The 13,203-nt window shown below is 70.1% G+C and carries 14 protein-coding genes; 4 read left to right on the top strand and 10 right to left on the bottom strand.

The features are described from left to right. Positions 1–36: 36 nt before the first annotated feature. Together tsf and rpsB are read right to left on the bottom strand one after the other, a co-directional pair. Entirely contained in the window at positions 37–864 is an 828-nt protein-coding gene (gene tsf / locus KOL93_RS04760) for a translation elongation factor Ts (RefSeq protein ID WP_221584186.1), read from the bottom strand. Between the two features lie 115 nt (positions 865–979). Next, positions 980–1,873, bottom strand: a complete 894-nt coding sequence (rpsB, locus tag KOL93_RS04755) for a 30S ribosomal protein S2 (protein WP_221584185.1) — start codon at positions 1,871–1,873, stop codon at positions 980–982. A gap of 320 nt (positions 1,874–2,193) precedes the next feature. Between rpsB and KOL93_RS04750 the strand changes: the two genes are divergently transcribed. Then, positions 2,194–2,706, top strand: a complete 513-nt coding sequence (locus KOL93_RS04750; RefSeq protein ID WP_221584184.1) for a murein hydrolase activator EnvC family protein — start codon at positions 2,194–2,196, stop codon at positions 2,704–2,706. Positions 2,707–2,719: 13 nt separating this feature from the next. Here the strand turns inward: KOL93_RS04750 and KOL93_RS04745 are convergent, their stop codons facing one another. The 8 genes from KOL93_RS04745 to rplS form a co-directional block, all read right to left on the bottom strand. Continuing rightward, positions 2,720–3,622, bottom strand: a complete 903-nt coding sequence (locus KOL93_RS04745; protein WP_221584183.1) for a tyrosine recombinase XerC — start codon at positions 3,620–3,622, stop codon at positions 2,720–2,722. Positions 3,623–3,686: 64 nt separating this feature from the next. Beyond that, complete coding sequence (gene dprA, locus KOL93_RS04740) at positions 3,687–4,838, bottom strand: DNA-processing protein DprA (protein ID WP_221584182.1); 1,152 nt, start codon at positions 4,836–4,838, stop codon at positions 3,687–3,689. Beyond that, a complete protein-coding gene (locus KOL93_RS04735) occupies positions 4,835–6,367 on the bottom strand; it encodes a YifB family Mg chelatase-like AAA ATPase (protein WP_221584180.1) in 1,533 nt (510 codons plus the stop codon). The genes dprA and KOL93_RS04735 overlap by 4 nt, the downstream gene beginning before the upstream one ends. Continuing rightward, complete coding sequence (locus KOL93_RS04730) at positions 6,364–6,726, bottom strand: YraN family protein (protein ID WP_221584179.1); 363 nt, start codon at positions 6,724–6,726, stop codon at positions 6,364–6,366. The genes KOL93_RS04735 and KOL93_RS04730 overlap by 4 nt, the downstream gene beginning before the upstream one ends. 132 nt (positions 6,727–6,858) lie before the next feature. Continuing rightward, positions 6,859–7,185, bottom strand: a complete 327-nt coding sequence (locus KOL93_RS04725; RefSeq protein WP_221584178.1) for a DUF2469 family protein — start codon at positions 7,183–7,185, stop codon at positions 6,859–6,861. Positions 7,186–7,218: 33 nt separating this feature from the next. Beyond that, positions 7,219–7,887 (bottom strand): ribonuclease HII, encoded by a 669-nt coding sequence (locus KOL93_RS04720; protein WP_221584177.1) that lies wholly within the window; start codon positions 7,885–7,887, stop codon positions 7,219–7,221. Further along, the gene (lepB, locus tag KOL93_RS04715; protein ID WP_221584176.1) at positions 7,884–8,618 is read right to left on the bottom strand and encodes a signal peptidase I; all 735 of its coding nucleotides are present in this window, start codon (positions 8,616–8,618) and stop codon (positions 7,884–7,886) included. Before lepB ends, KOL93_RS04720 begins: the two co-directional genes overlap by 4 nt. A gap of 77 nt (positions 8,619–8,695) precedes the next feature. Continuing rightward, a complete protein-coding gene (gene rplS, locus KOL93_RS04710; RefSeq protein WP_221584175.1) occupies positions 8,696–9,046 on the bottom strand; it encodes a 50S ribosomal protein L19 in 351 nt (116 codons plus the stop codon). Between the two features lie 254 nt (positions 9,047–9,300). On the opposite strand from rplS, the gene map reads away from it, so the two are divergent. From map to nirD, 3 genes are all read left to right on the top strand, one after another. After that, positions 9,301–10,083: a type I methionyl aminopeptidase gene (gene map / locus KOL93_RS04705; RefSeq protein WP_221584173.1), complete on the top strand. Its 783-nt coding sequence runs from the start codon at positions 9,301–9,303 to the stop codon at positions 10,081–10,083. A gap of 156 nt (positions 10,084–10,239) precedes the next feature. Beyond that, positions 10,240–12,819 carry a nitrite reductase large subunit NirB gene (gene nirB / locus KOL93_RS04700; RefSeq protein ID WP_221584172.1) on the top strand — a complete coding sequence of 860 codons (2,580 nt, stop codon included), beginning with the start codon at positions 10,240–10,242 and terminating at the stop codon, positions 12,817–12,819. Beyond that, positions 12,816–13,202: a nitrite reductase small subunit NirD gene (gene nirD / locus KOL93_RS04695; RefSeq protein WP_221584171.1), complete on the top strand. Its 387-nt coding sequence runs from the start codon at positions 12,816–12,818 to the stop codon at positions 13,200–13,202. Before nirB ends, nirD begins: the two co-directional genes overlap by 4 nt. Position 13,203 lies beyond the last annotated feature (1 nt).

Raw genomic sequence — 13,203 nt, 5'->3', positions numbered from 1 at the left:
AGAAGCGGAGCCCGGGCCCTCATGGCGCGGGTGGATTCAGGCGCCGACCTTGAAGCGTGCGAAGCCGGTGATCGTGATGCCGGCGTCGTCTGCGACCTTCTGGATCGACAGCTTGTTGTCCTTCGCGTACGGCTGGTCGAGGAGCGCGACCTGCTTGAAGAACGCGTTCACACGGCCCTCGACGATCTTCGGGAGGGCGGCCTCGGGCTTGCCCTCGTTGCGGGAGATCTCGGTGACGATCTCTCGCTCCTTGTCGACGACCTCAGCCGGCACCTCGTCACGCGTGAGGTACTGCGGGGCGGCGAACGAGATGTGCTGAGCGATCGAACGCGCCGTCTCGGCGTCGTCACCCGAGTAGGCGACGACCACACCGACCTGCGGGGGCAGGTCCTTGCTCGTCTTGTGGAGATAGACCTGGAACGCGTCGCCCGTGAGCGTCGACGCCCCGCGCAGCTCGATCTTCTCGCCGATGATGGCCGCCTCGTCGGAGATGATCTGCTCGACGGTCTTGCCGTCGGCCTCCACCTGGAGAGCGGCCTCGACGCCGTTGGCGCCGGCCGCGGCCACAGCCTGGAGGACGGTGTCGGCCAGGGCGATGAACTTGTCGTTCTTCGCGACGAAGTCGGTCTCGCAGGCGAGCTCGACGAGCGTGGTCGAGCCGTTCTTCTCGACGGCTGTGACGAGACCCTCGGTCGCTGCACGGTCGGCACGCTTCGCGTTGCCCTTCGCGCCCTTGAGGCGCAGGATCTCGATGGCCTTGTCGAGGTCGCCCTCGGCCTCCTCGAGCGCCTTCTTCGTGTCGACCATGCCCGTGCCGAGCTGCTCACGCAGCGTCTTGATGTCGGCGATGCTGACGTTTGCCATGAGTGGCTTCCCTTTGGTGTCGCAGGTGTACGAGTTTTCGGTGGTGAAAGTGTGCGGTGCCCGTCTCACCGAGAACGAGGGCGGGTGCCGAGATCGACACCCGCCCTCGTGACGGTCACTCGGCTGCGGGAGCCTCGGCCGGCTTCTCCTCGGCGGGAGCCTCCTCAGCAGGAGCCTCCTCGGCCGGCGCGTCGTCGGTCGCTGCGGGAGCCTCCTCGGCCGGAGCCTCCTCGGCGGGAGCCTCGGACTGTCCGCCCTGCTCGAGGAGCTCGCGCTCCCACTCAGCGAGCGGCTCAGCCGCGGCGTCGCCCTCCGGGTTGTGCTTCTGCTGCAGGCCATCGGCCGCGGCGTCGGCGATGATGCGCGTGAGCAGCGCGACGGAGCGGATCGCGTCGTCGTTGCCGGGGATCGGGTACGTGATGTCGTCGGGGTCGACGTTCGTGTCGAGGATGCCGATCACGGGGATGCCGAGCTTCCGCGCCTCGTCGATCGCGAGGTGCTCGCGCTTGGCGTCGACGACCCAGAGAGCCGACGGCGTCTTCGTGAGGTTGCGGATGCCGCCCAGCGACTTGTGGAGCTTGTTGAGCTCGCGCTTCTTGAGCAGAAGCTCCTTCTTCGTGAAGCCCGTGCCTGCGGGGTCCTCGAAGTCGAGCTCCTCGAGCTCCTTCATACGCGCGAGACGCTTCGACACCGTCTGGAAGTTGGTGAGGAGGCCACCGAGCCAGCGCTCGTTCACGTAGGGCTGACCCACGCGGGTCGCCTGCTCGGCGAGCACCTCCTGCGCCTGCTTCTTGGTGCCGACGAAGAGGATGGTGCCGCCGTGGGCGACCGTCTCCTTGACGAAGTCGTACGCACGGTCGATGTACGCGAGCGACTGCTGGAGGTCGATGATGTGGATGCCGCTGCGCTCCGTGAGGATGAAGCGCTTGACCTTCGGGTTCCACCGACGAGTCTGGTGTCCGAAGTGGACGCCGCTGTCGAGCAGCTGGCGGATTGTGACGACGGCCATGCCGTATCTCCTTGGGTGAGGGCGCGCGAGACGCGCCGATTCGGTTGATGAACCGGCGGATGCCGGTGATCCTGGTGCCCGACGCACGCCCACCCTCACGAGGAGGGACCGGAGGGAGTGCTGCCGCGGCCGAAGCCGCTGAGACACGCGAAGTCATCCCGCACAGACGGGATGCGACCACCAGTGTATCAGCAGGATCCGCCGCGAAACGCGGGACGGCAGCGGGGTCAGCGTGTCCACAGGAGGCGGCTTCCTCGATTCTCTCCACAATCGCCGCATCCGGCTCCGCGCGAGGCCGCAGGATCCGTCACGGTGGGGCCATGCGTCGCCTTCTCGCTTCCATCGTCGTCATCCTGGTCTTCGCCGTCGCTGCCATCCCGGCGTCGGTCTCCGCCGCATCCGCGCTCGATCCCGCCGGCGAATCGCCGGCCGGTTCCTGGGCGTGGCCGGGCGGCATCGACGAGATCGTGTCGCCGTACGAGCAGCCGGCTCACGAGTACGCGCCCGGCCACCGCGGTATCGACGTGGCCGTCGCGGGCTCCGATGTCGTCTCTCCCGCGGACGGCGTCGTCGCCTTCGTCGGGGGTGTCGCCGGACGGCCGCTCCTGACGATCGAGCACCGCGGCGGGCTCGTGTCGACCCTCGAACCCGTCGACAGCGAGCTCTCCGCAGGCGACTCGGTGACGCGAGGATCCGTCGTGGGCACGCTCGCGACCGGTGGCCATACGCCGCCGGGAGCGGTGCATCTCGGCGCACGTCTCGACGGGGAGTACATCGATCCGACGGCGCTCCTGGGGGCGGCGGAGCGGCCCGTGCTCCTCCCCTGCTGCTGACGTCTGCAGGCGACTACGCGCGGGGGTGCGCGAGTCGATATGCGGCGGCGAGGCGCTCGCTCGACACGTGCGTGTAGATCTGGGTCGTGCCGAGGCTCGCGTGTCCGAGCAGCTCCTGCACGGCACGCAGGTCCGCACCGCCATCGAGCAGGTGGGTCGCGGCAGAGTGCCTCAGCGCGTGCGGACCGACGGCGACGCCGCCGACGACGGGACCGACCGTGCGCGCGACGAGATCGTAGACGGCACGCGGGCCGATGCGCGCCCCCCGCGCACCGAGGAAGAGCGCGGGCACGGCATTCTCAGTGCGCGCCGCCAGCGCCGGACGGCCGCGGGTGAGGAATGCCTCGATCGCCTTCCGTGCCGGCGCACCGAACGGCACGACGCGCTCTTTCGCCCCCTTGCCGACCACGCGCGCCGTCGCTCGAGAGAGGTCGACGTCATCCACGTCGAGGCCGCACAGCTCCGCCACACGGATCCCCGACCCATACAGCAGCTCGAGAACGGCGTGGTCACGGAGAGCGACCGGATCCCCCGTGTCCGCTGCGGCCCGCACCCGCTCGAGCATCTCTCCGAGGCCGTCGGCGGTCGCCACTCGCGGCAGCGTTCTGCCCTTCTTCGGCGTGACGAGCCGCAGGCTCGGATCGGCAGGTACGAGACCCTGGTCGAGTGCCCATCGGAACAGACCGCGGGCGGAGGAGGTGCGGCGGGCGAGGGTCGATCGCGCATCCCCTCGCTGCGACGCGCGCCACAGCCACTCGCGCAGATGCTCGAGATCGACCGAGGCGATGTCGACGTCGCCGACGGCATCCGCAAGATCTGCGAGATCCGCCCGGTATGCGCGCGCTGTCGCGACCGACAGCCGGCGGACGTCGGTGAGGTGCGACGCGAATGCATCCGCAGCGCGCGAGAGGAGCATGCCACCAGCATGACGCCTGATGCGCAGGCTCGAGCGGATCCCGCGCCAGGGCGCGCCCGATGAGTCACACGGCCGACACCCACCCGTCGGCGCGCTCCGCCGCCCGACCCTCGAGCAGGAGGATCCCGAGTGCGGCGACGACATCATCGACCGCCATGCCGCTGCGCTGCGCGATCTCCTCAACTGAACGAGCGCGGCGACGAGTGAGCGCGTCCGCGACGCGCACGGCTTCCGTCGACTCGAATTCCCGTGCCCGTCCCGCCACGACGTCGCCCAGCATCTCCCGCACGTCGGCGGCGCCCGTGATGCAGGTGGCGTCGTACTCGCGCAGCACGCGATGGCAGCCCGCGGACGTCGAGCTCGTGATCGGCCCCGGAACAGCGCCCAGCGGGCGTCCCAGCGCGGCGGCGTGGCCGGCCGTGTTGATGCTCCCGCTCCGCGCACCGGCCTCGACGATGAGGGTGGCGTCGGACAGCGCGGCGATCAGGCGGTTCCGTGCGAGGAACCTCCAGCGCGTCGGCGTCGTTCCCGGCGCGCACTCAGCCGCGACGGCGCCGGTCTCCGCGATCTGCGCGAGGAGGTTCGCGTGCCCGGCCGGGTACACGCGATCCGCGCCGCCCGCGAGAAAGGCCACGGTGGTCCCGCCGACGCGCAGAGCCGCCCGGTGCGCGATGCCGTCGACACCGTAGGCGGCGCCCGACACGATGGCGATACCGGTCTCCGCGAGCTCGTTCACGATGTCGGCGGTCGCGTGCTCGCCGTACGGAGTCACGGCACGCGCGCCCACGACGCCCACCGATGGGCTGCTCGGCAGCAGTGCGGGGTCACCCCGCACCCACAGCGCCACCGGGGCGTGTGGTCCGAGATCGTCGAGCGGTCGCGGCCACTCCGCGGACGATGGCGTCACCAGGCGCATGTCCTTGCGGTCCGCCGCGGCGATCGCGCTCAGCAGGAGCCGCGGATCCCATCGTGTGCGCCAGCGCTCGACGGCCTGCGCGACGGTCGTGCCGGCCCCGCCGGGCGACGCGACGAGATCGAGCGCGTCCCGTGCGCCGAGCTGCCCGATCGCTCCGCCCGCGACCCCGTCGCCCGGCTCGACGAGGACTGCCCACGCGATCCGCGCCAGCGCATCGTCGTCCCGCGATCCCAGCCACCTCGCGGCGGCCTCGCGCACGTCGGCGGTGAGGAGATCGGCCGTCTCGAGTCGCCCGCTCATCGCGCGACCCCCTTCTTGAGGAACAGCGCTCGCCCGACGTCGGCGGCGTTCGGGGTGCCGCGCCCCTCGATGTCGGCGATCGTCCAGGCCACGCGCGTCACGCGGTCGTACGCGCGGAGCGTGAGCAGTCCGCGCTGAAGCGCGCTGTCGAGCGTGCGCCGGGCCGCGCCTCGCAGCGCGCGCGGTCCTTCTCGCAGCCACCGTCCGCCCACCTCCGCGTTGGTGCGCCACGGCGTGTCGGCCAGGCGCTCGGCCGCACGCGACCGCGCCTGCACGACCGTCTCGCGCGCCTGTGCGCTCGTCGTCGAGCCGCCTTCCTCACCGAGACGCGACACACGCTCCAGGCGCAGGTCGATGTCCACGCGGTCCAGAAGCGGCCCGGAGATCTTTCCCGCATATCGCCGGACGTCCGCGGGCGAGCACGTGCACGTGGCGCCCGCGACGCCGAACTCGCCGCACGGGCACGGGTTCATCGCGAGCACGAGCTGGAAACGTGCGGGAAAGCTCGCGGTGAATCCCGACCGATGGATCGAGATCGACCCGTGCTCCAGAGGCTGCCGCAGCGCATCGAGAACCGACCTCGGCGCCTCTGCCACCTCATCCAGGAAGAGCACGCCCCGGGAGGCCCGCGCGATCGCCCCCGGCGCCGCCTTGCGGGATCCTCCGCCGACCAGTGCCACCATCGTGGCCGAGTGGTGCGGCGCCTCGAACGGCGGCGTACGCGTGAGCCCGGTGACGCGCTCGCCCGAGAGCGATCTGATGGACGCGACCTCGAGCGCGGCCTCGTCATCGAGCACGGGAAGGATCCCCGGCATGCGGCGCGCGAGCATGGTCTTGCCTGCGCCCGGTGGACCAGACATCAGCACGTGGTGGCCGCCGGCGGCCGCCACGATGAGCGCGTCGACGGACTGCGGCTGGCCCACGACATCCGACAGGTCGAGCGACTCGTCTCGTCGCGGCTCCGAGATGGCACGCGCGATGGGAGGCGACGGCGCCTCGATCACCATGTCGTCGAGCTCGGCACCGTGCAGGCGCGCCACCTGGGCGAGGTTCTCCGCGGCGATGATCTCCGCGCCGGGGACCAGCTCGGCCTCCTCGCGATTCTCGTGCGGGACGACCACCCGCGGACGACCGGCGCGGACGGCGGCGAGCACGGCCGGCAGCACTCCGGGGACGGCGCGGATGCGCCCGTCGAGGCCGAGCTCGCCGATGTGGACCGTTCGCGCGAGCGACTCGGGATCCACGCGGCCGTCGGTTGCGAGTGCCGCCATCGCGACGGCGAGGTCGAACCCCGATCCCTGCTTCGGGAGGCTCGCCGGCAGCAGATTGACGGTCAGCCGGCGGTCCGGCAGCTTCAGCCCGCTGTTCTCGCTCGCGTTCGTGACCCGCCGGACCGCCTCGGCGAGCGCTTTATCCGGCATGCCGATGAGGCGGAAATCAGGGCGGTGCTGCGTGATGTCGGCTTCGACCTCGATGAGCTCGCCGCGGAGCCCCGTGAGCGCGACGGCCCAGGTGCGGACGACGATCATCGCAGGCCCGCGAGGTGCTCGAGGTCTGCCGTGGCCGGGTCGGGCCCGCACACAGAGATGGCGTCGACGCGCAGGTCACGGCCGCGCGCGACATCGACGTGAGCGCGCGCCCACGCGAACCCGATGCGCCACAGCCGCGAGACCTTCGCCTCGTCCAGCGCCTCGAGCGGGTGCCCGTAGCGCGTCGACGTGCGCGTCTTGACTTCGACGATCGCGAGGATGCCCTCGGCGATCGCGACGATGTCGATCTCGCCCTCCGTGCACCGCCAGTTGCGGTCGACGACGCAGAAGCCACGGGACTCGAGGTGCTGGACGGCGCGCTGTTCCCCCGCGCGCCCGAGGGTGGTGTTGTGAGGCATGAGCCCCACGCTGGCGGTTCCCCGGATCCGCCGTTCTCCCGTGCCCGCGAGATTCCGCGGGGACTGTGGAAGGATCTGCGGAACTCGCAGTTGTGCACACGCTGGGCACCCGGACAGCGCTCGGCGTGTCGGCTACTTCTTGCCGATGGAGAGGTCGTCCGGCAGCTCGAAATCGCGGCGCGAGAGCTCCTCGATGTTGACGTCCTTGAACGTCAGGACGCGCACAGACGTGACGAATCGGTCGGCGCGGTAGATGTCCCACACCCACACGTCGCGCATCGTCAGCTCGAAGTAGAAGTCGTGCTCCGTGTCGTGACGTACGACGCTGACCTCGTTCGCGAGGTAGAAGCGGCGCTCCGTCTCGATGACGTATTGGAACTGACCGACCACGTCGCGATACTCGCGGTAGAGCGCCAGCTCGAGTTCTCGGTCGAAATCGTCGAAGACATCGTCATCCATGGTCACTCCATCCTACGGATACGAACGCGGGCGTCAGAACAGTTCGGGTGCGGGCGCGATGGCCCATGATCGGCGATGCTGCGGTGTGAGACCGTGCGCGGAGATCGCTGCCCGGTGCGCCGCGCTCGCGTAACCCTTGTTCCGGTCCCACGCGTACTCCTCGTGAGCGGTGTGCAGATCGACCATCAGTGCGTCGCGTGCCACCTTCGCCGCGATCGAGGCAGCCGAGATCGACGCCCGGTCGCGGTCTCCCTTGACGACGGCCCGCACGTCGAGCCGGCCGGCCTCGCTCCGCGCCGCGTGCGAGACGTAGTCGTGGTTGCCGTCGAGCAGGACGATGCCGGCCGCCGGGTCGTATCCCGCGCGGCCGAGACTCACGAGCGCACGGGTGGCGGCGATGCCCAGGGCGCCGATGATCCCGACTTCGTCGACCTCGCCGGGAGTCGCCCAGCCGATCGACGTCGCACGCACCCACGCGGCGGCCCGCTCCGCGACCACGGGACGCCTCTTCTCGCTGACGAGCTTGGAGTCGCGCAGCCCCTCCGGGATCTCGGCGGCCGCCGTGTCCGCATCGATCACCGATGCGCCGACGGCGACGGGGCCCGCCAGGGCGCCGCGGCCGACCTCGTCGAGGCCGAACAGCAGCGGCGTCTCGGCCAGGAGGCGGCGTTCGAGGTCGAGTGTCGGAGACACGGGAGTCATGAGGCAGGATCCGCGACGCCGGTGAACGCGTCGGGCCCGCTCTCGAGCGGCCCGAAGTGCGAGAGCGGCCACGTGCGCAGGACGACGCGGCCCACGACGTCGTCGAGCGGGACGAACCCGCCGCCGGGCTGCTCGTTGTGATAGCGCGAATCCTGCGAACGATTGCGATTGTCTCCCATCACCCAGACGGCGCCGTCGGGCACCGTGACGTCGAAATCCATGTTCGACGCGAGCGTGGAGCCCTCGGGGAGATTCAGGTAGTCGAGTTCGTCGACGCCCACGCCGTTGACCTCGAGCTGGCCGACGGAGTTGCAGCACACGACGTGGTCGCCCGGCAGCCCGATCACGCGCTTCACGAGGTGATTCTCCGAATCCGACGCGGAGATGCCCACCCCCGTGAGGATCCAGTCGACGGCGCCCGCGATGCCGCCCGGCCCCTCGGCCGCCGCACCGTCGAGCCAGCCGCCCGGGTCCCGGAACACGACGACGTCGCCGCGCTCGTAGCCCGTCCAGTCGACCGTCAGCTCGTCGACGAGGATCCTGTCCCCCGTCATGAGCGTCTCCTCCATCGATGCGGAGGGGATGTAGAACGACCGCACGACGAAGGCCTTGATGAGTACCGAGACGACGACGGCGACGGCGACGATCACGACGACGTCGCGGAGGAAGGTCAGAATGCCGCGGCCCCGGGATGTGCTGCGGGACTCAGACGGCGCTGGTTCGGTTGTCATCACTCTTCAGGATCCCATACGCGGAACGCCCCACGACGAGGTGGTCGCGGGGCGTTCCGAAGCGGCGTGATCGGCGATCAGGCGTTGTCGCGCTTCTCGCGGATCTTCGCCTTCTTGCCGCGCAGCTCGCGCAGGTAGTAGAGCTTCGCGCGACGCACGTCACCGCGCGAGACTCGCTCGATCTTGTCGATGATCGGCGAGTGCACGGGGAACACGCGCTCGACGCCCACCTGGAAGCTGATCTTGCGGACCGTGAAGGTCTCGCGCACGCCGTCGCCCTGGCGACCGATGACGACGCCCTGGAAGACCTGGACACGCGAGCGGCTGCCCTCGGTGATGTTGACGTGCACCTTCACGGTGTCGCCGGGGCCGAACTCGGGGATGTCGGTGCGCAGCGAAGCTGCGTCGACGGCATCGATGATGTTCATGATGAATCGCTTCCTGCAGACGCCCCAGGTCGCCTGCGTGAGATAGTCAGGAGATCGCGCGTGCTCTTGAGATCGCCATGATGGGCGGATCCTCGACTCCCCTGCGGCAGAGGCGAAACCGTGCGCGCCGACAGGCGCGCCAGTCAAGGCACGAACGTCCATTCTGCCACATCCGCGAGTGGCGCGGAGACGCGAGGGCTCAGCCCCCGCGCGGACACATGCGGGACAATGAATTCACACGCGAAAGGACTCTCATGATCGAACTGCGCACACCGGCCGAGATGGACGAGATGAGGCCGGCGGGCCGGTTCGTCGCCGAGACCCTCCAGACGCTCCGCGACCGGACGAAGGTCGGCACCAACCTCCTGACGATCGATCGCTGGGCACACGACCTCATCAACCAGGCGGGTGCGACGTCGTGCTACCTCGACTACGCGCCGTCGTTCGGATCCGGCCCGTTCGGACGGGTCATCTGCACATCGATCAACGAGTCCGTCCTGCATGGGCGCCCGTTCGACTACGCCCTCAAGGACGGCGACCTCGTCACGCTCGACTTCGCCGTCTCGGTGAACGGCTGGGTTGCCGACTCGGCGGTCTCGTTCGTCGTCGGCACGCCGCGCGACGAGGACCTCCGCCTCATCGACACGACGGAGCGCGCCCTCGCCGCCGGCATCCGGGCCGCGCAGCCCGGCGGACGCGTCGGCGACATCTCGGCAGCGATCGCCGACGTCGCACACGCGGAAGGCCTGACGATCAACACCGACTTCGGCGGACACGGCGTCGGCCGCACGATGCACGGCGACCCGCACATCCCCAACAACGGACGCGCCGGCCGCGGGTTCCCGCTCAAGCCGGGTCTCGTCGTCGCGATCGAGCCGTGGTTCCTGCAGACGACCGACCAGCTCATCACGGAGGAGCGCGACGGCTGGACGCTGAGCAGCGCCGACGGATCCCGCGGCGCGCACAGTGAGCACACCATCGCGATCACCGAGGACGGCCCCCTCGTGCTCACCGATCGGAGCGTCCTCGCCACCTGATCGGCACCGCGCCCCGCACGTCTCAGAACCCTCACATCCGCACCCCGCGGTTGTGAGGGTTCTTTTCGTCGGGGGAAACGCCGGGGCTCCTCGCGGGGAAACACCCCGTTCCTAACGTGGCCGCACCAGCGATCCGCAGCCAGGCAGGAGCCGAGCATGAGCACCGACACACCGCACATCGGACACGTCGTCGTCGTGGGCGCGGGAATGGCGGCGCATCGCTTCGTCGAGAGCGTCGTGAGCCGCGACACGGGACCCCTGCGGATCACCGTCATCGGCGACGAGAGGCGCCTTCCGTACGACCGCGTGGGACTCACGAGCTTCTTCGCGGGAGCGGCTCCCGACGACCTCGTGCTCGATCGCGCCCCGTTCGATGATCCCCGTGTCACCCTCCTGCCGGGAGACCCCGTGACGAGCATCGATCGTCGGCGCAGGACCGTGCACACCGCCTCGCGCACCGAGATCGCGTATGACGCGCTCGTACTGGCGACGGGATCGTACGCCGCGCGCCCCGCGGTCGACGGCGCCGAGCTGCCCGGCTGCTTCGTGTACCGCACGATCGACGACCTCGAGGGCCTCAGCGCCTTCGTCGCGCGCCGACGCGCCGAGCTCGGGCGCGAGCTCATCGGACGGGTCGTGGGCGGCGGACTCCTCGGGCTCGAGGCCGCGGGCGCCCTGCAGGGGCTCGACGTCGCCTGCACGGTCGTGCACTCGGGGACGCACCTGATGTCGGCGCAGATCGATCGCGCCGGCGGCGAGGTGCTCGGACGCCTCATCTCGCAGCGCGGCATCGGCGTGCGCACGGAGTCGCGCACGACCCGGCTCGATCCGGATCGGACGGGCCAGGTCGCGGGCCTCGAGTTCCGCGACGGCTCCTACGAGTCCGCCGACGTCGTCATCTTCACCGTGGGCGTCCGCCCCCACGACGCACTCGCCCGCGCGGCATCGATCGACTGCGCGCCGACCGGGGGCGTGCGGATCGACGAGACCTGCCGCACGACGGATCCGTCGATCCTCGCGATCGGCGAGGTCGCGAGCTTCGAAGGGCGCTGCGTCGGCCTGGTCGCTCCCGGCTACGCGATGGCCGAGGTCGCGGCCGATCGGCTCCTCGGCGGCGAGGCGACGTTCCCGGGCTTCGACGAGTCGACGAAGCTCAAGCTGTCCGGCGTCGACGTCGCGAGCTTCGGCGACGCGATGGCCGCCTCCCCTGATGCCCTCGACGTCGTCTACACCGACCCGGTCGGCGGCGTCTACAAGAAGCTCGTGCTGAGCGACGACGCGACGACTCTGCTCGGCGGCATCCTCATCGGCGACGCCTCCGCGTACGGCGCGCTCCGCCCGCTCGTCGGCAGACCGCTCGGAGGTGATCCGGCGGCCTATCTCCTGCCGCAGGGCGGCGTCGAGGCTCCCACAGGCGATCTTCCCGACGACGCGATCGTGTGCTCCTGTTCCAGCGTGACGGCGGGCCGGATCCGGGAGGCCGTTCACGAGGACGGGTGCGCCGATGCGGGCGAGGTCAAAGCCTGCACGCGGGCGGGCGCGACCTGCGGATCCTGCTTCGTCGCCGTCAAGAAGATCGTCGGCACGGAGCTGTCGGCGCTCGGGAAGACCGTCTCGAACGCGCTGTGCGAGCACTTCGACATGTCGCGTCGGCAGCTGTTCGACGCGATCGCCGTCTCGGAGCTCACGACCTTCAGCACGATCGTGGCCCGGTTCGGCCGCGGGCGCGGGTGCGACGTCTGCAAGCCGACCATCGCGAGCATCCTCTCGGGCCTCGTCGGCGAGCACGTCCTCGACGGCGAGACGGCGACGCTGCAGGATACGAATGACCACGTCATGGCCAACATGCAGAAGGACGGCTCGTACTCGGTCGTGCCGCGTATGGCCGGCGGCGAGGTGACGCCGGCGGGGCTCATCGTGATCGGCGAGGTCGCCCAGGAGTTCGGCCTCTACACGAAGCTCACGGGCGGACAGCGCATCGACATGTTCGGCGCCCGGCTCGAGCAGCTTCCCCAGATCTGGAAGCGCCTCGTCGATGCCGGATTCGAGTCGGGGCAGGCGTATGGCAAGTCGCTGCGCACCGTGAAGTCGTGCGTCGGATCCACGTGGTGCCGGTACGGGGTGCTCGACGCCGTCGGCATGGCCGTGAAGCTCGAGCTGCGCTATCGCGGCCTGCGGGCGCCGCACAAGCTGAAGCTCGGCGTCTCGGGGTGCGCGCGAGAATGCGCCGAGGCCCGGGGCAAGGACGCGGGCATCATCGCCACGGAGAACGGCTGGAACCTCTACGTCGGGGGCAACGGCGGCTTCACCCCGCGCCACGCCGAGCTGCTCGCGGAGGGCCTCGGCGATGACGAGCTCATCCAGGCGATCGACCGCTTCTTCATGTACTACATCCGCACGGCCGACCGCCTGCAGCGCACGGCCCCATGGTTCGCTGACCTCGACGGCGGCATCGACGGCCTGCGCGAGGTGATCTTCGACGACTCGCTCGGACTCTGCGCCGACCTCGACGCCGCCATGGCGAAGCACGTCGAGGGGTACGAGGACGAGTGGGCCGCGACGCTCGCGGATCCCGAGAAGCTCACGCGCTTCCATTCCTTCGTCAACGCACCGGACACACCGGATCCGTCGCTCGCGTACGTCTCGGAGCGCGGCCAGGTGCGCCCCGCGTCTCGCGCGGAGAGAGAGGACGGATCCGTCGTGATCGCGGGAACGACGCTGGAGGTCAGACGATGACGACGATCGAGCGGACATCGCAGGCGACGACGAGCTGGGTGCGCGTGTGCGCACTGAGCGACCTCGATGTCGAACGCGGACGGGCGGCGCTCATCGGCGGGACGCAAGTCGCGCTGTTCCGTCTCGCCGACGGCACCGTCCGGGCTGTGTCGAACTATGACCCGTACGGCGACGCGCACGTGCTCAGCAGGGGTATCGTCGGCACGAAATCGCTCGCGGACGGATTCGAGGTTCCGACGGTCGCATCGCCGCTGCACAAGCAGGCATGGGATCTGCGCACGGGAGCCGTCCTCGAGACGCAGGGAAGAGACGAGCGCGCGATCGCCGCGTATCCGGTCGCGGTCGACGACGGACAGGTGCTCGTCCGAGGGAAGGAGGCGTGAC

The organism is Microbacterium salitolerans, assembly GCF_019720895.1.
Lineage (GTDB): Bacteria > Actinomycetota > Actinomycetes > Actinomycetales > Microbacteriaceae > Microbacterium.
The sequence above is the reverse complement of the archived record's forward strand: the minus strand, read 5'-3'. Positions and strand labels throughout refer to the sequence as shown.